Origin of the sequence: Agromyces sp. CF514, assembly GCF_900113185.1 — a bacterium.
GTDB lineage: Bacteria > Actinomycetota > Actinomycetes > Actinomycetales > Microbacteriaceae > Agromyces.
The window spans coordinates 150,461-175,567 of the sequence record NZ_FOZD01000002.1; the positions used below are offsets into that span (position 1 = coordinate 150,461).

The window sequence follows — 25,107 nt, forward strand, 5'->3', positions numbered from 1 at the left end:
GAGGATGCGTGCGGCCGTCAGCCCACGTTCACGTCGCGGGAGTGCAGGCCGGTGGCACCGTCGGGCACGACGCCCTGCTGCTTCGACGTCTGCACCTCGCCGTCGGCGCCCGTGGCGCGCACGCGGAGCGTGTGCGAGCCCGAGGTCGCCTGCCATTCGAAGCGCCACTGCACCCACGTGTCCGCCGAGATCGGGGTGGCGAGCGTCGCGGCCTGCCACGGGCCGTCGTCGACCTGCACGTCGACCGCGGCGACGCCGACGTGCTGGTGCCAGGCGACCCCTGCCACGACCACGGGACCGGCCGAGAGGCCCTGGCCAGAGCGGGGCACGTCGATGCGGGACTGCAGCTTGATCGGGCCGCGCTCGCTCCAGCCGCGGTCGGTCCAGTAGGCGGATGCCGCGTCGAACCTGGTGACCTCGAGCTCGGTCACCCACTTCGTCGCCGACACGTAGCCGTAGAGCCCGGGCACGACCATGCGCACCGGGAACCCGTGCTCGGAGGGCAGCGGCTCGCCGTTCATGCCGACGGCGAGGATCGCGTTGCGGTCGTCCTGCAGCACCTCGAGCGGCGTCGACGCCGTGAACCCGTCGATGCTGCGCGAGAGCACCATGTCGGCGTCCGCACCCGGAACCGCGCGCGCGAGCAGTTCGCGGATCGGGTAGCCGAGCCAGACCGCATTGCCGATGAGGCCGCCGCCGACCTCGTTCGACACGCAGGCGAGCGTCGTGACCGATTCCTCGAGCGGCAGCGCCAGCAGTTCGTCCCAGGTGAGCACGACCTCGTGCTCGACGTCGCCGTGGATCCGCAGGCTCCAGTCCGCGGGCTCGACGGCCGGCACGGCGAGCGCCGTGTCGATGCGGTAGAACTGCGCGTTCGGGGTCACGACCGGCGTCAGGCCGTCGAGGCCGAGTTCCGCTCCAGCCGGTATCGGGGCCGTGTTCACCGCGGCCGGTAACCGGATCGCCTGGCGCACGGCCGTCACCGCGCGGGATCCGGCCTGCAGGGCGTAACCCCCGATGGCGGCGAGGGCGCCGATCGCGGCGGCTCCGCCCGCCCAGACGAGGAAACGCCTGCGGTCGATCGGGGCCGGGGCCGGGGACGGAGACGCTGCATCCTTTCGCCCATCGCTCGACGCCGGCACCGCGGCATCCGCTCGCGCTGCCGAAACCGAGCCCGGCAGCCGCTGCACGAGCAGCCGCAGCGTCACGACGCCCGCGACGGCGGCGAGGGCGGCGGGCGCGAACGCGAGCATCGACGCGTTCGCGCGGGTCATCGCGGCGAGTACCCCGACTCCGCCGAGCACCCAGAAGAACACTTGCCCCCACGGCGGTCTGCGAGCCTCGAGCACGCCGGCTCCCGCCGCGACGGCGAGCAGCACGATGGCGATGCCGACGAGCAGCGCGGCCTTGTCGGCGGTGCCGAACAGGGCGATCGCGGCATCCTTGGCCCAAGGCGGCGCGAGGTCGATGAGCAGCGAGCCGACGACAGCGAACGGGCTCGACGCCGGCGCGAGCAGTGCGGCGGCGAGTTCGCCGACGCCCGCGGCCGCGATCACGGATGCCACGCCCGCGCTCGCGGGCAGCACCCACCGTGTCACCGCGCCCTCGGTGCGAACCTCCGTCTTCGGCATGCGCACAGCGTACGCGCGCGGCCTGAGCGCAACGCTGGCGTCGCGTGTGCCGCGCCGATGCGGATGTCGGCGGCGACTGCCAGAATCGGATCCCATGAGCGAGCACAGCGCAGACGCCCACGATCTCATCGAGGTGCGCGGCGCGCACGAGAACAACCTGCAGGGCATCTCGCTCGACATCCCGAAGCGGCGCATGAGCGTCTTCACCGGGGTCTCCGGCTCGGGCAAGTCGAGCCTCGTCTTCGGCACCATCGCGGCCGAGTCGCAGCGCCTGATCAACGAGACGTACTCGACGTTCATCCAGTCGTTCATGACCACGCAGCCGCGGCCCGAGGTCGACAGCCTGCGCAACGTCTCGGCGGCGATCATCGTCGACCAGGAGCGCATGGGCGCGAACTCGCGTTCGACCGTCGGCACGGCCACCGATGTGTACGCGCTGCTGCGCATCCTGTTCTCGCGCCTCGGCGACCCGTACGTCGGCCCGAGCTTCCACTTCAGCTTCAACGTGCCCGCCGGCATGTGCCCGCGCTGCGAGGGCGTCGGCCAGGTCAACGACGTCGACCTCGACGAGCTCTTCGACCGCGACAAGTCGCTCGCCGAGGGCGCCATCACGATCCCGGGCTACACGGCCGACGGCTGGATGGTGCGCATCTACTCAGAGGGCGGGTTCCTCGACCCCGACAAGAAGATCCGCGACTACGACGAGACCGAGCTGCACGACTTCCTGCGCAAGGAGCCGACCAAGGTCAAGGTGCAGGGCATCAACATGACCTACGAGGGGCTCGTGCCGAAGCTCCAGAAGAGCATGGGGTCGAAGGATCGCGACTCGCTGCAGCCGCACATCCGTGCCTTCGTCGATCGCGCCTTCACGTTCACGACCTGCCCCGAGTGCGGCGGCGCCCGGCTCAACCGCGAAGCCCTCTCGTCGAAGGTCAACGGCATCAACATCGCCGAGGCCTCGTCGATGCAGATCTCCGACCTCGCCGACTGGGCCTCGGAGATCGACGACCCGAGCGTCGCGCCGCTCATCGCCAACCTCCGCCAGAACGTCGACTCGTTCGTCGAGATCGGCCTCGGCTACCTCAGCCTCGACCGCCCGGCCGGCACGCTCTCGGGCGGCGAGGCCCAGCGCGTCAAGATGATCCGGCACATCGGGTCGGCCCTGACCGACGTCACCTATGTCTTCGACGAGCCCACCGTCGGCCTGCACCCGCACGACATCCAGCGCATGAACCGGCTGCTGCTGCAGCTGCGCGACAAGGGCAACACCGTGCTCGTCGTCGAGCACAAGCCCGAGGTCATCGAGATCGCCGACCACATCGTCGACCTCGGCCCCGGCGCGGGCTCGCGGGGCGGGCAGATCTGCTTCGAGGGGGATGTCGCGGGGCTGCGCGCCTCCGACACGCTCACCGGCCGGCACCTCGATCACCGGGCGAAGCTGCGCGACACGGTGCGCACGGCGTCCGGCGCAATCGAGATCCGCGAAGCCCGTCAGCACAACCTCACCGGAGTCGACGTCGACGTCCCGCTCGGCGTGCTCACGGTCGTCACCGGCGTCGCCGGTTCGGGCAAGTCGTCGCTCATCCATGGCAACGTGCCCCGGCACGAGCAGGTCGTCGTGGTCGACCAGTCGCCGATCCGAGGGTCGATCCGCTCCAACCCGGCGACGTACACGGGCCTGCTCGACACGATCCGCAAGGCCTTCGCGAAGGAGAACGGCGTGAAGCCGGCGCTCTTCAGCGCGAACTCCGAGGGTGCGTGCCCGAACTGCAAGGGCATCGGCCTCGTGTTCGTCGAACTCGGTCCCATGTCGACCGTCTCGAGCGTGTGCGAGGAGTGCGGCGGCAAGCGGTTCACCGCCGAGGTGCTCGAGTACCGGCTCAACGGCCTGAACATCGCCGAGGTGCTCGCGCTCTCGGTCGACGCGGCACTCGAGTACCTCGCCGACAAGACCGCTCGCGTGATCCTGCAGCGGCTCTCCGACGTGGGCCTCGGCTACCTCGGCCTCGGGCAGGCGCTCAACACGCTCTCGGGCGGTGAGCGCCAGCGCCTCAAGCTCGCCATCAACATGGCCAAGAAGGGCACCGTCTACGTGCTCGACGAGCCGACCACCGGCCTGCACCTGGCCGACGTCGATCGCCTGCTCGCGCTGCTCGACCGACTGGTCGACGACGGCAACTCGGTCATCGTCATCGAGCACCACCAGGCCGTCATGGCCCACGCCGACTGGATCATCGACCTCGGCCCCGGTGCCGGACGCGACGGCGGGCGCATCGTGTTCGAGGGCACGCCGGCCGACCTCGTTGCCTCGGCCGCGACCGATGACGCGACGCTCACCGCCACGCATCTGGCGGCGTACGTCGGCGCCTGAGCGTTCCCCACACTCACCCCGTCAGCGCTCGATTCACAGCTGGAAATCAGTTCGATCTGCTCTTCAAGCGGGGCTCTCCCGCATCGGCGTAGCGTCGATGACATGAGCAGAACGTATGTCATCACCGGCGCCGGATCGGGCATCGGAGCGGCCGCTGCGGCCCTCCTCGCCGAGCGCGGCGACCGGGTCATCGGCGTCGACCTCAAGGGCGCCGACATCACCGCAGACCTGTCCACCGCCGAGGGGCGAACGGCGGCCGCAGCGGCGGTCGTCGAGGCTTCCGGCGGCGCCGTCGACGCCGTCATCGCGGCAGCCGGCATCTCGGCGCCCATCCCGTTGACGGTCGCCGTGAACTTCTTCGGCGTCACCGAGTTCCTCGACGCGCTGGCGCCGACCCTGGCGGCATCCGATGCACCTCGCATCGCCGTCGTCAGCTCGATGGCGAGCCTGCAGCCGAACTCGCCCGAGCTCGTCGACGCCCTGCTGGCGGGAGACGAGGCGAAGGCGCTCGAGATCGGCGGGTCGCTCGCCGAGCAGGGCCCAGAGGTCGGATACCTCAACTACCCGTCGTCGAAGCGCGCACTCAGCCGTTGGGTGCGCCGCGAGTCGATCGCGCCTCGGTACGCCGGTGCGGGCATCCCCGTGAACGCGGTTGCCCCCGGCACCGTCGTGACGCCGATGACCGCTCCGCTGCTCGCGACCGAAGAGGGCCGGGCCATGGTCGATGCGGCCGTGCCGATGCCGCTCAACGGGCATTCCGACGCGGTCGTCATCGCGCGCCTGCTCGCCTGGCTCACGAGCGAGGAGAACACGCACGTCACGGGCCAGACGATCTACGTCGACGGCGGCGCCGACGCGACGCTTCGCGGCGACGACATCTGGAGCGCGCTCGACCGCGGCTGATCCCGGCCACGATCACCGACCCGGCCACGATCACGCCGGGCCCTGCCGCTCTCCCCGAGCGGTCGAGGCCCGGCGTCGGCGTTCAGGCGGGCGCGTTCGCGCGCATGAAGGTGACGACGGATGCCGCGAGCGAGGCTCCGATGTCGTGGGCGGTTCGCTTGCGCCCCTTGATCTCGAACGAGTGGTTGGCGTCGTCGATCCACTCGAGCCCGACCGTGCTTCCGCCCGCACGGAGGCGCGCGACGAGGTCGTCGAGCTGCTCGTTCGGCGCGGCGAACGGATCGTTGCGACCCTGGAGGAACAGCATCGGCGCGGCCACGTCGGGCAGGTGCTCGTCGCGCGCCTTCTCGGGGCGTCCGGGCGGATGCAACGGGTAGCCGAGGAAGGCGAGGCCGGCCGCGGGCAGCCCCTCGGCGACGGCCATCGACGCCATGCGCCCGCCGAACGACTTGCCAGAGGCCCAGATCGGCTCGTCGGGCGCTCCGGCTTCGACGGCTCGGGCGCGGGCGAACTCGTACGCCGCCCGCCAGGTCGCGATCGCGACCGGAGGGCGATCGGGGAACTTGCGCCCCGCCTCGCGGTACGGGAAGTCGAAGCGCAGGGTCGCGACGCCCTGCGCCTGCACGGCCGAGCAGAATCCCGCGAGGAACGGATGCTCCATGCCGGTGCCCGCGCCGTGTGCGACGACGAGCGTGGCCCAGGCGCCGTCGGGTCGCGAGAAGAGCCCGGCGACCGACCCGACGCCGCCGACCAGGCCCGCGGAGTCGGCTGCGGGCGAGCCCGCGGCATCCGCTGCTCCGGTGAAGTCGATGCGCACGGCTCGATCGGTCATTCGAGGATCCTGAACAGGTCGCCGAGGCCGTCGGCGAGGTCGATCACGGTGCCCTTCGCATCGACGAGGTCGCCGAGGTCCATCGCGAGCCTCGGCGCGTGCGCGACGAGGAGCTCGAGCGAGTCGAGGTGCAGGGCGAGTTCGGCGGCTTCGGCGGTGCCGTCGACCAGCTCGCCGACCGCATCTCGGTTCGTGCCGCGCAGCGTGCCGAGATCGAGCTGCAGCGCCGCGATCCATGCCCGCTCGAGGCCGAACAGCACGGCGTAGGGCAGAAGCCGCTCGTGCAGGTGGAAACGAGCCCGGGCACCGGATGCCGCGGGGGCGCCGGGCGCGGTGGCGGTCGGGTTCGAGGCATCCGCCGTCTGCGGCACGGGCACGAGTCGGGCGCCGGCCGGCGACTGGAGCACGCGGAGGCGGTCGGCCTCGGCGAGCTCGAGGTACTGGCGCAAACCGTCGAGGTGCTCGCGGGGTCCGTGCGACGGCGGCAGGAACCGGCGCCACGAGGCGGGCGTCACGATGATCGTGGCGATCGTCACGGCGAGGGCGGCGACGGTCGCGATGAGGGCCGGCCAGTCCGCCGAGCCGAGTGCCGCGACGATGAACAGCCCCTCGACGAGCATGCCGAGGTAGGCGAGCACGGTGAGGGTCGTGCCCGGCCACGACATGCGTGCCCCGGCCACGAGCCCGGCGCGGGCCAGCGCGTAGTGTGCGCCGCGCACCACGGCCTTCAGGCGGGATGCCAGTGCGCGCCGATCCGACGAGAACCGGCGCAGGCGCTCGCCGGTGTGCTCGGGGCCGAAGATCGCCTCGAGCACGGCGTACTCGTCATCGGTGAAGACGACGCCGGGCTGGAGTTCGACGCCGATCGGCGCGCGCTTCGTCGTGTTCGCGAGGATGCGGATGCGTCTCGACACCGCCAGGTCGACGAGCACCGCCGCCGCGGCGCGCCGATCGGCCTCGAGGAGCAGCGCGTCGTGCAGCACCGAGGCGCCCCGGGCACGGGTGTACTGCACGACGGGGGAGTGCACGCGCTGCCGCGACGCGAAGCGTGCGACGACTCCGAGAGCGAAGATGACCAGCGCCGGGGCGATGGCGAACACGATGACGGTGGCGAGCACGCGCCCAGTCTAGGGATCGGCGCGGACGCCCCGCGGAAGGGCATCTTCCTGCGTCCGCGTGTGACGGGCGAGCGCGGCGACGGCGTCGATGACCGCGCGATGCGCTGCCGGCGACCCCGTGAGCCGGAAATGCCCGGCTGCGGGCACGATCACATTGGTCGCGCCGGCGAGCGCGCTGCCCTCGGTCACGTGGGCGTCGAGCGTGCCGAAGATCGAGACGATGCGCGCGTTCACGGCGGCATCGCGCTGGAGTTCGAGGATCGTGGCATCGGTCGGGAGGAAGGCCCGCATGCTCGGATCGAGGAACCATCGTGCGCGCGCCGAACCCGAGAACGGCGCGGCGAGCGTCGCGGCGCCCTGCACGTCGAGCAGGTCGGCGCCATCGGCACCGAACGGCCCGGTTCCCCGTTCGAGGTCGGTCAGGAGGTGCTTGCCGATCAGTCCGCCCTTGCTGTGGGCGACGATCACGCGGCCGGCCGGCGGCGCAGGCACGCGCGCGAGCGCTCGTTGCAGCCTGCGCGACGTCTCGGGCACCGGCCGACGGTTCATGCCGAGGCCGTGCACGATCGTGATGCGGTGCCCCGCCTCGTTCAGCGCCTCGGCGAGGTTGGTGAGGAAGCTCCAGTGCTCGTGCACGCCCGGCACGAGCACCACGTCGGGCAGGGCCGGATCGCCGTCGCGCCACTTCGCGGGCGGGTCGCCCGCGACGAGCTGGGCGAGGCGCCAGCGGATGCCGTACCCGTAGTCGCGCAGCACCCAGCCGATGCGCGTCGTGGTGCTGCCGCCGAGCGACCACGACAGGGCGAGCCGTCGTTCGTGCGGGGCGAGCACCCGCCCCGTCGCATCCCCGCGGGCGTGCGCGGCGATGAGGGCGCCGAGCGGGCCGGCATGGCGGGCGACGACCTCGTGTCCGCGGCCGGGCACCTCGGCGTACCGCGCGTGCGGCGCCAGCGATGCGACCGCCTGCGCCCAGGCGCGCGGCACGACCCGGTCGTCCTCACCGCGGATCACGAGCACCTCGGCGCGCACGTGGGGCAGCACGAGCTCCATCCGGTGATCGAGCATGGGGCGCAGGTTCGCGAGCACCCATGGCAGGCCCGCCTCGGCGTAGGCGCGCGCGCCGCGAGCGAGAGCGACCGGGTCGACGACGGCGACGTCCTGCAGGAGGCGCGCGGTCTGGCGGGCCAGGGTCCGTTCGCGGGGGTTCACCGACGGGTCGACGAGCACGATCCGGTCGACGAGTTGCGGATGCCGCGCCGCGAGGTCTGCCACGACCTGCGCGCCTGCGGAGTGGCCGACGAGCACGGGCGAGGGGCCGCCTCCGAAGCCCTCGTGCTCGAGGAGTTCGGCGAGCAGGTCCGCGGTCTCCGCGATCGAGAGCGGTCGCGACGGTTCGGGCGCGTCGCCGAACCCCGGCAGGTCGAGGGCGAGCACCCGTCCGCTCGTCGAGAGCCGTTCGGCGAGGTCGCCCCAGTACTCCGCCGCCATGCCGAGGCCGTGCACGAGCACGAACGCCCGCTCGGACTCCGGACCGCCCTCGAGCCGGCCGGCGGGCGCTGCCCGCGGGGGATGCTCCGAGGCACGCGACGTCTCATGGACGACGATCGTGCGATCGCCGCGGCGGAACGCGCGTGCGGGCATTCCCGCAGCCTACCCGCGCGGTCTCAGCGGGTGCCCGCGCATCGCGACGACGCGCATCGCCACGGTTGCGAGCACGACGGCCACGACCGCGATGATCGCCGCGACCCCCGTGACGACCGAGGCCGGCTCGTCGGTGAGGCGGGCGACCGCGATCCAGGCGAGGCCCCAGCACAGCGAGAGCGCAGGGGCCAGGCGTCCGTGGTCCCAGACGGCGAGGCCGATGCCCAGGAGTCCGCCGACCGTGACGAGGCCGACCGCCCAGGTCTCGGGAGGCAGGCCGAAGCCGTCGAACCCTGCCGCGACGAGCACCGCGGCGATGTTCGCGATGGTCGCGACGCACACCCATCCGAGGTAGAGGCCGATCGTGCCGTCCGTCACGAGCGCATCATTGGTGCTCCCGGGGCGCAGGCTCAGCGTGATCCGGAAGGCCATGACGAGCACGACCAGCAGAGCGACGATGATCGGCACGCTGAGCCACAGCAGGTCGAACTGGATGCTGAGGATCCATGCGGCGTTCAGCAGCAGCGAGGCCGAGACCCACGGGCCGAGCCGGCGATGCCGTTCGGCCGTGCGCTGCGCCGGCAGGAACTGCCACACCGCGTAGGCGAGCAGGCCGAAGTAGATGAGCGACCAGACGGCGAACGCGCCGCCGCCGGGCGCCACCAGCGTCGCGTCGGCGGCGAGGGCGCCGCCCGCGGCATCCTGCACGCGCTGCCCGCCGGCCGCGCCCGATCCGATGAACGAGCCGACGACGGCGATCACTGCGCTGACCGCGACGGCGAGCTGCCGGATCAGGTCGCCCCGGCCCGTCTGGTCCGCGGCGTCGTGCTGCGGCCCGCCGTGCGGCGCACCGCGCTGCGGGGCGCCGTGGCTCCGGGCATCGCCGTCGTGCAGGTCGGCGCCCGGCGCATGGTCCGTGTGTTCGCGATTCGTCATCGTCGCTCCTGCCGTCGTCGTCGTGGGATCCCGGTCGGATATCCCCACCCTAGGCAGACGACCGTCGACGGGCTCCGAACACCGCGATGACTCGCAGGGGTTGACAGGCGCACCCGCGACCTGCGTCACCAGCCTTCGGTGAGCACCCGGTCGAGCATCGCGACGAAGTAGTCGGCGGATTCGTCGTCGAGGCAGAGCGGCGGCTTGGTCTTCAGCACGTTCTGATGGTCGCCGGTCGGCTGCATGATCACCCCGAGCTCGAGCAACCGGTCGCAGATCGCGGCGGTCTCGGCGGTCGCCGGCTCGAGGGTCTCCCGGTCGCGCACGAACTCGACGCCGAGGTACAGGCCGAGACCGTGCACGGCTCCGATGAGCGGATGCCGCGCGGCGAGCCCTTCGAGACGCTGCTTGAGTCGCGTGCCCACGTCGAGCGCGTTGCGCTGCAGGCCCTCGTCGCGGAACGCGTCGAGCACCGCGAGGCCGGCGACGCTCGATGCGGGGCTGCCGCCCGTCGACGAGAAGAAGTAGCCCTGGGTGCGGAACCGCGCCGCGATCTCGCGCGTCGTGATGACCGCGCCGAGCGGGTAGCCGTTGCCGGCCGCCTTGGCCACGGCGATGATGTCGGGCACGACGCCCTGCTGCTCGAAACCCCAGAACCAGTGCCCGAGTCGTCCGAAGCCGGCCTGCACCTCGTCGGCGATCGCGAGGCCGCCGGCGGCGCGCACGGCCGCGTACACCTCGGCGAGGTAGTCGTCGGGCAGCGGGATGCCGCCGGCGTTGCCGAAGAACGTCTCGGCGATGAAGGCGGCGGGTGCCCGCCCGTCGGCGGCGAGCCCGGCGATCACGGCCGCGGCCTCCGGCGCGTAGCGCGCGGCATCCGCCCCACGATGCACCCCGCGGAACGGGTTCGGTGCATCGACCCCGTGCACCCAGTCGGGCCGGGTCGCGAGCGCGTTCGGGTTGTCGGCGACCGAGGTGCTCACGGCATCGGAGGCGTAGGTCCAGCCGTGGTACGCCTCGAGGATCGCGACGATATCGCGTCGTCCGGTCGCGGCGAGGGCCACGCGGATCGCGAGGTCGGCCGCCTCGGAGCCCGAGTTCACGAGGAACACGGTGTCGAGCGGGTCGGGCGCGAGGGCCGCGAGGCGTTCGGCGTACTCGACGACCGCGCCGTAGTGGAAGCGGGAGTTCGTGTTCAGCCGGCGCAGCTGCCGGTTCACCGCGTCGGCGACGCCCACGTGCCCGTGCCCGAGCGGCGTCACGTTGTTCACCATGTCGAGGTAGGTGCGCCCCTCGACATCGACGAGGTGTTCGCGCCACCCGCGCTCGATGCGCGGCGGGGCGTCGTAATAGTGCTCCTGCACCTCGGCGAAGCTCGCGTCGCGGCGGGCGAGGAGCGCGGCGGCGTCGGGCTCCGTGCCGGCCGCCCCGGCGCCCGTCGAGGAAGGCAGGCGAGCGGATGTCGCGAGCCCGAGCATCGGCGCGGGGTCGAGCGTCTGCGCGAGCCACCCTCCGGCGTACTCGGGGCGAACGAGGTGCGGCACGGCCGGTCCGTGGGCGCGCTCGAGGCGGATGCGGACGCGCGTTCGGGCCGGAAGCCCGTCGGCGATCGGCTGGTCGGGTCTGCCCGGGCCCGGAACCTCGACGACCAGGCGCGTGTCGGAGGACCGCGTTTCGACCACCTCGAGGATCGGCGCCTCGGCGAACCACACGTCGACGCCCGTCGGGATCGTGGCGGCCGAGTCGGCCGACCGGATGCGGCTCTCGGTGAGGCGGGGCGTCGCACGCGGAAGCCAGGCCGCGGGCGCGCCGGCGTCGAGCGCCGCGAGCGCGAGGCGCTCCTCGAGCTCGGGGTCGAGCCACGCTCCGGCGTCGACCGCGTCGGACTCGGGGGAGACATCGAGCCGCACGGCCGCCGAGGTGTCGAGGCCGGGCAACTGGACTCCGAACGTGCCCGTCGCGGCCGCGCGTGCCGCACGTTCGACGCCGAGCTCGGCCGCGATCACCGCGGTCATGACCTCACTCGGCACCGACACGGCCTGCTCGAAGATGCGCCACTCGCGCTCGATGCCGTCGGCGGCATATGCGTTCTCGCCGCCGTCGAGCATCACCTGGTGCTCGCCGCTCACGACGAGCACCGCGCCGCGCACGACGACGAGCGGCCAGATCGCCGCGACCTCGGCGGCCGAGAGCGGCCGCAGTGCGTGGAACGCGCGGATCGCGGGCAGCACCGAGACGGGCTCGGCGCCCGCGTGGTGCAGCACCGACGAGACGGTGATCGCGAGCTCGGCGACCGCCCACGAGCGGGTCACATCGCCGAAGTCGATGAGGCCGTCGGGCAGGCCGCCGCCCGCTTTCCCGTCGACCGCGCGCACGACGTTGTCGTCGGTCAGATCGAGGTGCACGGCCTGCATCGGCAGGTCGCCCGCGAGGGCGGCGACCGTGGTCCAGGCGGCCGCCGCGGCATCCGTCACCCGGGCGCGCCGGTCGGCATCCGGGTGGTGCGGGGCGAGCAGGTCGACCACGCGGTCGGCGAAACGCGGGTCCCACTGCAACGCGCGATCGAGGCCGTCGTGCTCGAAGTCGGCGAGGGCGAGGCTCACGTGCGCGGCGAGCTCGCCCATGCGGGCGATCGCATACGGCGAGAGGTATGCGTCGCCGTGCAGGGTTCCGCCGTCGAGGAATTCGATGAGGCGGATGCTGAGCGGCCCCTCGCTCGTGTCGGCGACGATCGAGCGCGGACGGCCCGCGGCATCCGTCGTCGTGGTCGCGATGCGGAGCGTCGGGGCGTGCGCCGCGATGCGCGTCGCGGCGACGTCTTGAGCGGCGAGCTCGGTCGCGGTGAACGCCGGGTTCGTGACCTTCACGACGCCCATCGGGCGCTTCGCCGAGTTCGAGCCCCCCACGGTGGGAACGCGCACCGCGAGGAAGTTCTGGTCCTGCTGGCTGCCGAGCGACCGCACCTCGACGTCGAGGCCCCAGTGCGTGCGCAGGAGCGCGACGACCTCTTCGGCCGGCAGGTTCGGGGCGGGCAGCTCGCCCGCCCCGAAGAAGTCGAACCCGAGGGGGCGGTGCTGGTCGGTCATCAGGATTCGGCTCCGAGTTCTTCGCGGATGCGTCGCAGGTCTTCCATCAGCGATCCGATGAGGATCCAGTGCGACGAGGTCGGGGGGTGCACGACGAGCGCCGAGGTGAGCGCGGGCACGGTCGAGGTCATGGGTTCGGGTTCGGGCTGGGCCACGCGCGCGGCCAGCCGGATGTCGTGGGCGACCCGGTGCAGCTGCTCGGCGATCGCCTTGACCGTCGGCTCGTCGTGCAGCGACGCGTCGTAGTGGTCGGCGAACGCACGGGTCATGCCGATGAGCTGCGTCACGATCGGGCCGAGCTGGTCGAGCAGTTCGCGCAGCTGGGCGAGCTCCTCGCGATGCGCCGACCGGCGCGGGTTCAGCGTGAGCGACTCGGTGCCAGCGGCGATCGCCGCGTCGGCCGCCTCGCGCATCGGCCGCAGCAGGCGCGCCTCGATCATGAGCGCCTCGATGTCGGCGCGCGTCTGCTTGGTCTCGAGGGCCCGAGCGAGACGATCGGCGGATGCCGCGAGCTCGCCGCCGAGCAGGGCGGCCTCGCGCCTCGCCGGGGCGATCGCCACGGGCGGCACGATCGCCGCGTTCACGATGATGCCGATCGCGGCGCCGATGAGGGTCTCGAGCACCCGGTCGAGCGCGTAGTTGGGGGTCGAGGCGCCGAGCGCGAGCGTCAGCATGGCCGAGATCGCGACCTGGTTGCCGGTGGCGGGGCTCACCTTCAGCACCCACGCGATCGCCATCGCCACGAGCACGGCGACGAGCACGATCCACGAGCTGTCGCCGAACGCGAAGGCCAGCGACGAGGCCACGATGACGCCGAGCAGCACGCCGATCGAACGCTCGATGCCCTTGCCGAGCGACTGGTTCACGCTCGGCTGCACGACCAGCAGGGCGGCGATGGCCGCGAACACGGGCAGCTGCGCCGGGATCAGGGCGCCCGCGATGAGCCACGCGGCGATCGTCGCGACCGAGGTCTTCAGGACCTGGAGCACCGGTAGGCGCTTGGACGTCCGCAGGTTGTCGAGGACGGCCATCGGCTCAGGCGGGATCGGGCAGTGCGGCGAGGGCGCCCGCGATCGGCAGTCCGCCCTCGGTGAGCTCGAACTGCCGGCGTGAGGCCGCCCCCGTCGTGAGCACCGCGGCGACGGTCGCCGCGACATCCGCCCGACTGATCGAGCCCCGCGGCAGCGTCGTGTCGGCCACGACGAACCCCGTTGCGGGCGTGTCGGTCAGGGCCCCAGGCCGCACGATCGTGAAGTCGAGGCCGCTCGCGCGCACCGCGGCGTCGGCCTCGCTCTTGGCCCGCAGGTAGATCTGGAACACGTCGTCGGATGCCGCGTCGAAGTCGTCGGCGCGCATCGCCGAGATGACGACGATGCGGGGCACGCCCGCGACCTTCGCGGCATCGGCGAGGAGGATCGCCCCGTCGCGGTCGACCGTGAGCTTGCGCTCGGCGGTGCTGCCCGGCCCGGCTCCCGCCGCGAAGACCACCGCGTCGGCGCCCGCGAGGACCGCGGCGACCTCGTCGACGGAGGCCGCCTCGAGGTCGAGCACGACCGCGGCCGCACCGGCCGCCTCGACGTCGGCCGCGTGGGCGGGGTTGCGGATGAGCGCGACGGGGTCGTGCCCGTCGTCGGCGAGCAGCCGCTCGAGGATGAGGGCGATCTTGCCGTGACCTCCGGCGATGACGACGCGCATGCCACCAGTCAACGCGGATGCCGACCGGGGCGCAACCGCACCCGCCGTGGAGGGCCGCCGTGCTGCGTCACGCGAGCGGCGCCGTCACGCGAGCGGCGCCGTCACGCGAGCGGCGCCGTCAGCCGAGCGGCGCCGCGAAGAACGCGAGCTCGTGCCCGGCCGATGCCCGGAACGCGCGACGCATGGCCTCGCGACGTTCGGGCGTCGCCGCGGCCGCCTCGCGGGTCACGAGCGCGATCGCCTCGCGCGTCGCGCCCGCGAAGGCCGGGTCGGCGTAGGTCTCGAGCCACGACGCGTACGGATGCTCGGGGTCGAGGGCCCGCTGCCCGAACTCCCCGGCCGCGAGGCGTTCGCCGAGGTCGACGTAGATCCAGAAGCACGGCAGCACCGCCGCGGCGAGCACGGCGTAGTCGCCGCGAGCGCCCGTCGCGAGCAGGTGGTCGAGGTACGCCGTCGTCGTGGGGTCGGGCTCGGCGGTGAACGTCTCGGCCTCGAGCCAGCCGGTGTGCAGTTCGAGCTCGCCCACGAGGGACCCGTGCGCGGACTGCGCCCAGAACGCCTGGCCCGCGGCATCCGGAGCCAGTCGCGACGCCTCGGCGAGCACGCGCGCGTAGTCGCGCAGGTACAGGGCGTCCTGCGCGAGGTACCCGAGGAACGGCTCGCGTTCGAGCGTGCCGTCGGCGAGGGCGCGGATGAACGGCAGGTCGTCGATCGCCGCACGCACGTCGGCGATGCCGCTCCACCACTCGGCTTCGATCTCTGCGGGCGTCGGCGCGGTGCGCAGGCCACCACGGGCCCACAGGCCGGCGAAGTGGCTCACGGGGCCGTGTCCGCCGCCGACCTCGAGCGCTTCGCCGTGCCGCAGCGACTCGCGCAGCCAGCGGCGGGCCTCGGTCACCGCCGCCGTCCAGTCGCCGAGCTCGGCCTGCAGGGTCGCGATCGCCGACGAGAGCGAGCATCCGGTGCCGTGCGTCGCGGTGGTCGCGATGCGCTCGCCCGCGAACTCCACGACGGTGGCGGATGCCGCGTGCACGAGCGCGTCGGGTGCCTCCGCGCCCGACAGGTGCCCGCCCTTCGCGAGCACGCGCGCACCGGTCGCCGCCGAGAGCGCCTCGGCCTGTGCGATCGCCTCGGCCCAGGTCGCCGCAGGGCCGACGGGCGGGGAAGCCGGCGCGGATGCCCGCGCACCCGTTGCGGCGTCGCCTGCGGCAGCGGTCGCGAGCACCGCGAGCTCGAGCAGATTCGGCGTGATGAGGTCGGCGAGCGGCAGCAGGTCGCGCAGCGCCCGTTCGGCGTCGGGGGCGAGCAGGCGGTCGCCGCTCGTCGCGACCATCACGGGATCGAGCACGACCACGCGCGGGCGCGTGCGCCGCAGCCAGTCGGCGACCACGCCGATCACCTCGGCGTTCGCGAGCATGCCGATCTTCACGGCGTCGACCGCGATGTCGTCGGAGATCGCGTCGAGCTGCTCGGCGAGGAACTGCGACGGCGGCACGTGCACGCTGCGCACCCCGCGGGTGTTCTGCGCGGTCAACGCGGTGATCGCCGACATGCCGTAGCCGCCGATCGCTGCGATCGACTTCAGGTCGGCCTGCACGCCGGCGCCGCCCGACGGGTCGCTGCCCGCGATGCTGAGAACGCGGGGCACCCGCCGGGTCGGCGCGCTGGAATCCCGGTGCCGTGCCGGGTTCGCGGCCGTGCGGGACTCCGGCGAGAGAACGGGATTCTCCCGCGGGACGGCCGACGCTCCCGCGATCATCGGGCACCCCACGCGGCGACGAAGGCAGCGGCCGCATCGCGCGGTGAGGGTGCGGCGCAGATCGCCGACACCACGGCGACGCCCGCCGCCCCCGACTCACGGAGTGCCGCGACATCCGCCAGCGTGATGCCGCCGATCGCGACGCAGGGCAGCTCGGCGTCGGCGGCGAACCGTGCGAACCCGTCGACGCCGATCGCCGGCGGATGGTCGGCCTTCGTCGTCGTGGGGCGGATCACGCCGACGCCGAGGTAGTCGACCTCGCGACGCGCCTGACGTCGGAGCCTCGCGAGATGCTCGGGCGAGTTGGCGGTGAGGCCGATGATCGCGTCGTCGCCGAGCAGGTCGCGGGCGGCGGATGCCGCGGCGTCGCCCTGTCCGACGTGCACGCCGTCGACCGGCAGGCCCCGCTCGCGTGCGGCGAGCGCGACGTCGACGCGGTCGTTCACGAGCAGCGCGGCCCGCCCGTCGATCGCGGCGGAGAGCGCCTCGAGCTGACGCAGCAGGTCGTCGATGGAGGCCGCCTTGTCGCGCAGCTGCACCGCGCGCACGCCGCCGTCGACCGCCTCCGCGACGACCGACGCGACGCCGCGCGGGCCGCAGAGCGCGGCATCCGTCACGAGGTAGACCGACAGGTCGAGGGACCGACGGGCCCCGTCGGCAGCGCGACCGGTCGTCGATGTCGGGTGCGCGCTCATGCGTTCACCGGCTCGGAGGCGAGGTCGACGGATGCCGCGGCATCCGTCACCGTGATGCTCGCCCGCGCGAGCACCTGGTCGGGCGTGACGAGCGCGAGCGCGTCGAGGAACGCCGGGGCGAACGAGCCCGGACCGGCGGAACGCGCCGCGGCGAGCTCGGCGGCGACCGTGTAGACGACGGTCGCCGCGACGGTCGCGACGAAGGGGTCGGCGAGCAGGGCGTCGTCGGCTCCCGGTCGCGCGGCGTCGGCCGTGCCGGCCGTGCCCGTCGAGCCGGATGCTCCGGGCTGGGCCGATGCATCGGCCGCGCCGCGGCTCGCGGCCAGGAAGGCGGCCGTCACAGCCCCGAGCGCGCAGCCGCCGCCCGTGATGCGGGTGAGCAGGGCGTCGCCGTTCGCGATGCGCGCCGTGCGGTGCCCGTCGGTGATGAGGTCGACCGGGCCGGACACCGCGACGACCGAGCCGTGCGCGAGGGCGAGCGAGGTCGCGGCGTCGGCCGCGGCATCCGTGCTGTCGGCGGCGTCGACCCCGCGCCCGCCGGCCCCGGCACCCGCCAGCGCGATGATCTCGCTCGCGTTGCCGCGGATCGCGGTCGGTCCGGCTGCCACGAGCTCGTGCGCGAGCGCCGTGCGCACGGGCAGTGCGCCGATCGCGACCGGGTCGAGCACCCAGGGCGTGCCGGCGACGGATGCCGCGGCCACCGCCTCGCGCGCGGCGTCGCGCTGCTCCTCGGCGGGCGTGCCGAGGTTCACGAGCAGGCCGCCCGCGATGCCGGCGAACATTCCGGACTCCTCGCGGATGTCGACCATCGCGGGCGCCGCGCCGATCGCGAGCAGTGCGTTCGCGGTGAAGTTGGTGACTACGGCGTTCGTGATGCAGTGCACGAGCGGCGGATGCTCGCGCAACCGGTCGAGCAGGGCGGCGCTCGCCGTGGTGAGGTGGGCAGGGTCGATACGCAGACGTTCGCTCACGCGACATCCCTTCGCTAGTCCGAACTAGATCAGGTTCGACGGGTGTGTTCTCAGCCGCGCTCGCCCCGGTCGGAGCAGGTGCGGCACCCCGTGTCACTGCCCGCCAGCCTAGCCCCGGCCGCGGTGCACGGGGCACGGGGCCGGTCGCCGACGGTCGTGCCGCGTGGCACCCCAGTTCGGGGTGCGCCTTCGGTCGGGGTCTGGTGGTTCGGTGCGCCTCGGGCTAGCTTGCTCGGAACGACCCGCCGGGTGGGCGGTCCGTCGCCGGACGATCTCCGAATGCGCCGGGCTGCACCGTGACGTTCCTCCACGGGCCCGGCGGGTCCGTCACGTCCTCCGCGCGCCATCTCTCACACCGCCGCGCGGACGCAGAAGGTCGCGATGCGAGCGTGGAAGCGACCATATGGGTCCGCGCGATGGCGTGCGATCGGCGGATGCCGCGCCGCGGCGTGGCGAGGAAGTTGCGGGCAGTGGCAGGCTGGCCGTATGAACGCGCAAGCCGACGCCGATCGCACCATGCGGGCCAAGCGCCCGCACCGAGTCGCGGTGCTCGTGCTCGAGGGCGCGAAGCCGCTCGACGTCGGCATCCCGGCGCAGATCTTCACGACCCGCGCGTCGATGCCGTACGAGGTGCGCGTGTGTGGCGCGGCGCCCGGGCCGGTGACCGGCGGTGACGGGCTCTCGTACCACGTGGCCGACGGGCTCGAGGCGTTCGAGTGGGCCGAGACGATCTTCATCCCGGGATACCGGCATCCGGATGTCGAGCCGCCGCCGGCCGCGGTCGTCGAAGCACTCCGGGCCGCGTACGAGCGCGGTGCGCGGCTCGCCGCGATCTCGACGGGGGCGTTCGCGCTCGCGGCCACCGGGCTGCTCGACGGACGCCGCGCCACGACGCACTGGCACTACACGAAGGCGCTCGCCACGCGGCATCCGCTCGTGCAGGTCGACGAGAACGTGCTGTTCGTCGACGAGGGCCGCGTGCTGACCTCGGCGGGTGCGGCGTCCGGCATCGACCTCTGCCTGCACCTCGTGCGCCGCGACCACGGCGTCGCGCTGTCGAACCACGTCGCCCGCAGGCTCGTGGCGGCGCCGTACCGCAGCGGCGGCCAGGCGCAGTACGTGCCGCGTGCGCTGCCCGACGACCTCGGCGAGCTGTTCGCCGCGACGAGGCACTGGGCGCTCGAACGCATCGAGGAGCCCCTGACGCTCGCCGACCTGGCGCGCAACGCGAACGTGTCGACCCGCACGTTCTCGCGTCGGTTCGTCGAGGACACCGGGTACACGCCCATGCAGTGGATCCTGCGGGCGCGCGTCGACCTCGCGCGCGAGCTGCTCGAGCGCACCGACCTCGGCGTCGAGCAGATCGCGGCGCGCGTCGGGCTCGGCACGGGCGCGAACCTGCGACTGCACTTCCACCGCGTGCTCGGCACGTCGCCGATCGAGTACCGCCACACGTTCCGCTCGCCGGTCGAGTAGGGGCCTGCCGCGGTCGGTCCGACGGGCCTCGAGCCGCTTCGCTCGTCGATGGACGGAACCCTCTTCCGCTCGCCATGCAGTGCTTACTAACATGTCAGTAAGTTTCTTGACGACGAGAGCCGGAGGCGCCCCGCATGGCAGCGATGCACATCGAGGAGTTCGCCGACGCGCACGCCTCCGACCTGGCCGACCTGCTGACCGAGTCGTTCGGCACGCCGATCGACGCCGAGGGACTCCTCGCCGCGTTGGCCGGGCTTCCGGCGCGCGATGGCATGACGGCCGACGCCGCCGGCCTCGCGACCGGCGAGGGCAGCCGCCACCTCATCGCGCGCGAGGCCCAGGGCGTGACGGCACGCGCCCTCGTCTGGCGCACGGGGCTGGCGCGACCGGGCGACGTCTTCAGCGACATCCGGGCGGCCGACGGCGAACGCGGCCGGGAGGCGCTCGCACTCGTGCTCGCCGACCAGGTGTCCTGGCTCGCGCTGGTGGGCGGTGCACGCCTGCGCACGACGGTCGACGACCACGAGCGCGATCGCCACGACCTCCTCATCGGGGCGGGATTCCGCGAGGAGGCGCATGTGGTCGCGGGCGAGCGCGCGCTCGCGCGCACGTCGGCGATCGGGGTGCCGGTGCCTGCGGCCCCGACCGTGCCGCCGCCGCACGGGGTCGAGCTCGACACCTACGACCGCATCGAGCGCGACGGCGATCCGCAGTGCATCCGGTACGTGCAGCGCGCCCTGCACGCCCTCGTCGTCGCGACGCTGGTCGACAATCCGGGCCACGTCGAAGCCGTCCCCGACTTCGACGACTGGCGTCGCGAGGTCTTCGATGCCGATGCGTTCCGCGCCGAGTGGCTGGTGCTCGCGTTCGAGGCGGATCGGCTCGTCGGCCTCAGCCACGCGGTGGCCGACGGCGACCCCGACCGGGCCTACCTGGAGTACACCGGCGTGGCCCGCGACATCCGCGGCCGTGGGATCGCGGCGGCGATGAAGTCCCGACTCGATCGCGAGCTCGTGGCCGACGGCGTGCGCATCCTCACGACGGAGTGGGCCGAGTCCAACGCGCCGATCGCGCATCTCAACGCTCGAGCCGGGTACGCCATCGTCGGCGGGCATCGCCGGCTCGTGCTCGACGTGCTGGCCCCGGCGTCCTGACGTCGAGGTCCTGACGTCGGTGCGGCCCCTGCGGAGGCGGGCGGAATCCCGGGCGATCCGAGCCGGCACGCCAACCGAATTGTGGTTTGCTGCAACAAAAGACTTGCGCGCGGCGCGGGGCATCACGTACTCTCACTCTCACGTCGTCGAAGCGCTTCGAATCCGTCGAATCCTGACACCGCTCCGACGAACCGAGGGGTCCAAAGGGGGGTACCGAGATGGCGACGATCAGTGATGTGGCCAAGGTTGCAGGCGTCTCCATTTCGACCGTCTCCTACGCCCTCTCGGGCAAGCGCACGATCGCCGCCTCGACCCGCCAGCGCATCGAGGCCGCCATTCGCGAGCTCGACTACGAGCCCAACGCCGGCGCTCGCATGCTCGCCGGCACGACGACGAACATCCTCGCGCTCTCTGCGCCTATCCACACCGACGGGCACCTGCCGACGCACATGCGATTCGTCACCGCGGTCGTCGACACGGCGCGCAGGCACGACTACGACGTGCTGCTGCTCGCCACCGACGACGACGTCTCCGGAATCCGCCGGGTCGCCGCGTCCTCGCTCGTCGACGGCGTCGTGGCCATGGGCGTCAAGGCCCATGATGAGCGCGTCGACATCGTGCGCCGCGCGAAGCTGCCCGCGGCGTTCATCGGCATCCCCGGCGTGGTCGGCGAGCCCGGAGGATCGGGCGACGGCGACCTGGGCGAGGGCGTCGCGTGCGTCGACCTCGACTTCGAGCACGCGGGTCGGCTCGCCGTCGAGACGCTCGCAGAGGCCGGGCATCGCTCGATCGGGGTCGTCGGCCACCCGCCGACCTACCTCGAGCGGGGCACCGGCTTCGTGCAGCGGTTCAACGCCGGGCTCGAAGCCGAGGCGGCGGCCCGTGGCATCCGCCTCACCGTCGTGTCGCCGACGCTCGCGCGCGGCGCCGCCGAGCGGGCCTTCGACGAACTGCTCGAGGTGTCGCCCGAGCTCACCGCCGTGGTCTTCCACTGCAACGAGCCGGTCGTCGAGGCGGTGCTGCGCCGGGTGCGCGAGCGCGGCCTCGACGTGCCGCGCGACCTGTCCCTGTTCGCCGCGTGCGCGAGCTACGACACGTCGCACCTCGTGATCCCACTCAGTTGCATTCCCCTGCCACTCGACCTGATGTGCCGCATCGCGGTCGAGTCGGCCCTGCGCCAGGTGCGCGGGGCAGACGCCCTCGGCGTCGAACTCATCACCCCCGTCACCGAGCATCGCGGATCGGTCGCACGACCGCGGCTCTGAGACATCCGCTTCACGAAATCCAATCGAACCGAACGACCGAGTCGAACGCTGCGCATCGTCGAAGCGCTTCGACGGTTCTTCGCACGAGCACCACCACACCCCACACCAAGCTGCACCCACGAGAGGAAACGCACCATGGGAATCACCAAGCGCGGCATCGGCGCCGTCGCAGCACTGGCCGCGACGGCCGCACTGCTCACCGGCTGCTCGACGGGCGGCGGGTCCGACCCGAACACCCTGAAGCTCTGGCACTTCGAGGGCACCGACAGCGATGTCGGCATCGCCTGGAACAAGGCCATCGAGATCTTCGAGGAGGAGACCGGCGCCACCGTCGAGTACGAGGACAAGAGCTTCGAGCAGATCCGCTCGACCGCCAGCCAGGTGCTCAACTCCAACGAGGCCCCGGATGTCATGGAGTCGCCCAAGGGCAACGCCACCGCCGGCCTCCTCGCGAGCCAGGGCCTGCTCGCCGACATCACCGACGCCGTCGAGGAGTACGGCTGGGACGACCTGCTCGCCCCGTCGCTGCAGACCACGGCCAAGTACTCCGACGAGGGCATCATGGGCTCGGGCCCCTGGTACGGCGTGCCGAACTACGGCGAGTACGTCACCGTCTACTACAACAAGACCGCCTTCGACGAGAAGGGTCTCGCCGAACCCACGACGTACGCCGAGTTCGAGGAGATCCTCGACGCGTTCGCGAAGGACGGCACGACGCCCCTCGCGCAGGCCGGCGCCGAGTACCCCCTCGGACAGCTCTTCTACCAGCTCGCCCTGTCGAAGGCCGACCGCCAGTTCGTGAACGACTACCAGCTCTACGAGAACCCCGTCGACTGGCAGGGGCCCGAGCTGACCTACGCCGCCGACAAGATCGTCGAGTACGTCGACAACGGCTGGATCTCGAAGGACTCCACCGGCCTCAAGGCCGAGGACATGGGCGTCGGCTTCATGAGCGGCGAGTACCCGATGATGGTGTCGGGCTCCTGGTGGGCCGGCCGCGTCATCAACGAGGCCACGACCTTCGAGTGGGACACGTTCGCGTTCCCCGAGTCGCAGCTCGTGCCCGGCTCGTCGGGCAACATCTGGGTCGTGCCCGAGAACGCGGCCAACAAGGACCTCGCCTACAAGTTCATCGACATCACGATGCGCCCCGAGATCCAGGCGCTGATCGGGAACAACGGCTCGATCCCGGTCGCGGCCGACCCCGCCGACATCACCGATGAGAAGTCCGCCGCGCTCATCACCGAGTTCAACGAGGTCGTCGCCGCCGACGGGCTCGCGTTCTACCCCGACTGGCCCACGCCGAACTTCTACGACCAGCTCGTCGGAGCCCTGCAGGAACTCGTGAACGGCACCCTGACGCCCGAGCAGACGCTCGAGCAGCTCGGCACCGACTACGAGGACGGCGTCGCCGACATCATCGGCTGACCCGCTCACGCCCCCGACCGGCGGGCGTCGTCGATCCGGACACGACGCCCGACGCCCGCCGGCCGGGAGGCACCGGCCGAACCGCGTGACGGTTCAGCCAGCGCTCCACCGAAAGCTCCCACCGAGCTCTCCATCGAAAGGAACCATCGTGGTCTCCACCCTCGCCGCGCGACCTCGTGGGTCGCGGCGCACCGACGGCATGAGTGCCATCTCGGGCGTGCGATCCAGCGGGTTCTGGTTCTTCCTGATCCCGGGCCTGCTGCTGTTCACGTTCATCATCCTGATTCCGCTCGTCTGGAACGTGTACCTCAGCTTCACCGACTGGCGGGGCGTCCGCCCGCCCGAGTTCATCGGCCTCGAGAACTGGATCGAGCTGTTCCAGGACCAGAAGTTCTGGGCCTCGTTCCGCAACTCGCTCTCGATGATCGTCGCCATGGTGATCATCCCGACGCTGCTCGGACTCGTGCTCGCCGCCCTGCTCTTCGATGTCATCGGCCGCAAATTCGGCGGTCGCCTCGCCAGCTTCCTGCGCGCCACCTACTACCTGCCGCAGATCCTGCCGGTCGCCATCGCGGCGATCGTCATCGGCTGGATCCTCCGCCCCGAGAACGGCGCGCTGAACACCATGCTCGAGACCGTCGGTCTCGGTGCTCTCCAGCACAACTGGCTCGGCAGCCCCGACACGGCGATGCTCTCGATCATGGCCGTCATGGTCTGGGTGCAGATCGGCTACCCCGTTGTCATCTTCATGGCCGCCCTGCAGCGCGTCGACCCCGAGCTCTACGAGGCCGCCGAGCTCGACGGCGCCGGCTGGTTCCAGCGGTTCCGCTACATCACGGTGTCGGCGATCCGCCCCGAGATCTTCGTGGTGACGCTGACCTGCACGATCGCCGCCCTCAAGGTGTTCGGCCCCATCTACGCCCTGACCGGCGGCGGGCCGGGCACGGCCACGATCGTGCCGAGCTACTACTCGTACATCCAGTTCTTCCAGAGCCAGCAGGTCGGCTACGGCGCCACGATCGCGACGGCGCTGACCGTCGTCGTGGTGCTCGTCGCGATCGGGTTCATCCGACTGCAGGCCCGCGTCGAACGACAGGAGGGTGAGCGCTGATGTCGCACACCGAAGCCACTGCCCCGCGGGACACCGCACCCGCACCCCTCACGCCGCTGTCGGCCTCCGGCGCCGGCGGGGTGCCGCTCGTCGGCGCCGACCTGATCGAGTCGGGTCGCGACCGAGGCTCGCGCCGCGGCATCCGTCGCTCGAAGCCTCCGCGCGACCGCTCGCCGCAGACGAAGAAGACCGCGAAGGACTGGGTGTGGCTCGGGCTCGCGATCCTGTTCGGCCTGCTCGTCGCGGTGCCGTTCATCCTCATCCTGATCAACTCGTTCAAGTCGCCCGAGGACTACAACACGTCGGGCCCGCTCATGCTGCCGAAGGAGCTCTACTTCGACGGCCTCGTGAACTTCTGGACCCGCGTCGACTTTCCGCAGAAGCTCTGGAACAGCTTCATCATCTCGGGCTCGGTCGCCGTGCTCGCGGTCGCCCTCTCGGTGTTGAACGCGTACGCGCTCGGCATCGGGCGCGTGAAGTACCGCACCTGGATCCTGCTGCTGTTCCTGCTCGCCGACCTCATTCCGCAGGAGGCGCTGCTCTACCCGCTGTACTACATGTTCAAGGCGGTGGGCCTCTACGATACGCAGCTCGCGATCATCATCATCTTCACGGTGATCCAGGCGGCGTTCGGCACCTACCTGCTCTCGAGCGTGTTCGGCACGTTCCCGAAGGAGGTGCTCGAGGCGGCCGCGCTCGACGGAGCCGGCAAGCTGCGCACCCTGATCAAGGTCGTGCTGCCGATCAGCAAGGGCACGCTCTCGGTGCTGCTCATCTTCTTCTTCATCTGGACGTGGAACGAGTTCCTCATCCCGCTGACGTTCCTGATCTCCAACGACAACCAGACCGTTCCGGTGGCGATCACGACGCTGCAGGGCGACCGGCTCATGGACGTCACGACGACGAGCGCCTCGGCGCTGCTCGGCGTGATCCCCACGCTGATCTTCTTCCTCATCTTCCAGCGCACGCTCACGCGCGGCATCACCGCGGGCGCGGTCAAGTAACGAAGCGGATGCCGCAGCTGCGGCCCGCGCG

19 protein-coding genes and 1 riboswitch are annotated in these 25,107 nt (G+C 72.1%); of the genes, 8 read left to right on the forward strand and 11 right to left on the reverse strand.

Annotation, left to right across the window (positions count from 1 at the left end; genetic code table 11):
• Positions 1–17: 17 nt before the first annotated feature.
• Complete coding sequence (locus BM342_RS13570) at positions 18–1,631, reverse strand: molybdopterin-dependent oxidoreductase (RefSeq protein ID WP_177232195.1); 1,614 nt, start codon at positions 1,629–1,631, stop codon at positions 18–20.
• Positions 1,632–1,725: 94 nt separating this feature from the next.
• Here BM342_RS13570 and BM342_RS13575 point away from each other — a divergent pair, with 94 nt between their 5' ends.
• Positions 1,726–4,002, forward strand: coding sequence for an ATP-binding cassette domain-containing protein (locus BM342_RS13575; protein ID WP_092967115.1), 2,277 nt, complete (start codon positions 1,726–1,728; stop codon positions 4,000–4,002).
• Positions 4,003–4,104: 102 nt separating this feature from the next.
• Positions 4,105–4,905, forward strand: coding sequence for an SDR family oxidoreductase (locus tag BM342_RS13580; protein WP_092967117.1), 801 nt, complete (start codon positions 4,105–4,107; stop codon positions 4,903–4,905).
• Between the two features lie 82 nt (positions 4,906–4,987).
• On the opposite strand, the gene BM342_RS13585 is transcribed toward BM342_RS13580, so the two are convergent.
• The 10 genes from BM342_RS13585 to thiM form a co-directional block, all read right to left on the reverse strand.
• Positions 4,988–5,737, reverse strand: a complete 750-nt coding sequence (locus tag BM342_RS13585) for an alpha/beta hydrolase family protein (protein WP_092967119.1) — start codon at positions 5,735–5,737, stop codon at positions 4,988–4,990.
• The gene (locus BM342_RS13590; RefSeq protein ID WP_092967121.1) at positions 5,734–6,855 is read right to left on the reverse strand and encodes a DUF2207 domain-containing protein; all 1,122 of its coding nucleotides are present in this window, start codon (positions 6,853–6,855) and stop codon (positions 5,734–5,736) included. The genes BM342_RS13585 and BM342_RS13590 overlap by 4 nt, the downstream gene beginning before the upstream one ends.
• Positions 6,856–6,864: 9 nt before the next feature.
• Entirely contained in the window at positions 6,865–8,496 is a 1,632-nt protein-coding gene (locus tag BM342_RS13595) for an alpha/beta hydrolase (RefSeq protein WP_092967123.1), read from the reverse strand.
• 9 nt (positions 8,497–8,505) lie between these two features.
• The gene (locus tag BM342_RS13600) at positions 8,506–9,432 is read right to left on the reverse strand and encodes a TspO/MBR family protein (protein ID WP_255368803.1); all 927 of its coding nucleotides are present in this window, start codon (positions 9,430–9,432) and stop codon (positions 8,506–8,508) included.
• 125 nt (positions 9,433–9,557) lie between these two features.
• A complete protein-coding gene (locus BM342_RS13605; RefSeq protein ID WP_092967125.1) occupies positions 9,558–12,518 on the reverse strand; it encodes an aminotransferase in 2,961 nt (986 codons plus the stop codon).
• Positions 12,518–13,549, reverse strand: coding sequence for an FUSC family protein (locus BM342_RS13610; protein ID WP_092967127.1), 1,032 nt, complete (start codon positions 13,547–13,549; stop codon positions 12,518–12,520). The genes BM342_RS13605 and BM342_RS13610 overlap by 1 nt, the downstream gene beginning before the upstream one ends.
• A 4-nt stretch (positions 13,550–13,553) precedes the next feature.
• A complete protein-coding gene (locus tag BM342_RS13615) occupies positions 13,554–14,213 on the reverse strand; it encodes an NAD(P)H-binding protein (protein WP_092967129.1) in 660 nt (219 codons plus the stop codon).
• 118 nt (positions 14,214–14,331) lie between these two features.
• Positions 14,332–15,861, reverse strand: a complete 1,530-nt coding sequence (locus BM342_RS13620; protein ID WP_369823164.1) for a bifunctional hydroxymethylpyrimidine kinase/phosphomethylpyrimidine kinase — start codon at positions 15,859–15,861, stop codon at positions 14,332–14,334.
• Positions 15,862–15,968: 107 nt separating this feature from the next.
• Positions 15,969–16,667, reverse strand: a complete 699-nt coding sequence (gene thiE, locus BM342_RS20310; protein ID WP_092967133.1) for a thiamine phosphate synthase — start codon at positions 16,665–16,667, stop codon at positions 15,969–15,971.
• Entirely contained in the window at positions 16,664–17,638 is a 975-nt protein-coding gene (gene thiM / locus BM342_RS13630) for a hydroxyethylthiazole kinase (protein WP_092967135.1), read from the reverse strand. The genes thiE and thiM overlap by 4 nt, the downstream gene beginning before the upstream one ends.
• Positions 17,628–17,739, reverse strand: a riboswitch (TPP riboswitch). Its footprint overlaps the gene before it by 11 nt.
• A gap of 385 nt (positions 17,740–18,124) precedes the next feature.
• On the opposite strand from thiM, the gene BM342_RS13635 reads away from it, so the two are divergent.
• The 6 genes from BM342_RS13635 (at position 18,125) to BM342_RS13660 (ending at position 25,076) form a co-directional block, all read left to right on the forward strand.
• On the forward strand, positions 18,125–19,114 hold the full coding sequence (locus BM342_RS13635; protein ID WP_255368804.1) for a GlxA family transcriptional regulator: 990 nt from the start codon (positions 18,125–18,127) through the stop codon (positions 19,112–19,114).
• A 134-nt stretch (positions 19,115–19,248) separates the two neighbouring features.
• The gene (locus BM342_RS13640) at positions 19,249–20,268 is read left to right on the forward strand and encodes a GNAT family N-acetyltransferase (RefSeq protein WP_092967137.1); all 1,020 of its coding nucleotides are present in this window, start codon (positions 19,249–19,251) and stop codon (positions 20,266–20,268) included.
• A 236-nt stretch (positions 20,269–20,504) separates the two neighbouring features.
• On the forward strand, positions 20,505–21,533 hold the full coding sequence (locus BM342_RS13645) for a LacI family DNA-binding transcriptional regulator (RefSeq protein WP_177232196.1): 1,029 nt from the start codon (positions 20,505–20,507) through the stop codon (positions 21,531–21,533).
• Positions 21,534–21,668: 135 nt separating this feature from the next.
• Positions 21,669–22,961, forward strand: coding sequence for an ABC transporter substrate-binding protein (locus BM342_RS13650; RefSeq protein ID WP_092967141.1), 1,293 nt, complete (start codon positions 21,669–21,671; stop codon positions 22,959–22,961).
• Between the two features lie 199 nt (positions 22,962–23,160).
• Positions 23,161–24,072 carry a carbohydrate ABC transporter permease gene (locus BM342_RS13655; RefSeq protein WP_092968608.1) on the forward strand — a complete coding sequence of 304 codons (912 nt, stop codon included), beginning with the start codon at positions 23,161–23,163 and terminating at the stop codon, positions 24,070–24,072.
• Positions 24,072–25,076, forward strand: a complete 1,005-nt coding sequence (locus BM342_RS13660; RefSeq protein ID WP_092967143.1) for a carbohydrate ABC transporter permease — start codon at positions 24,072–24,074, stop codon at positions 25,074–25,076. Before BM342_RS13655 ends, BM342_RS13660 begins: the two co-directional genes overlap by 1 nt.
• Positions 25,077–25,107 lie beyond the last annotated feature (31 nt).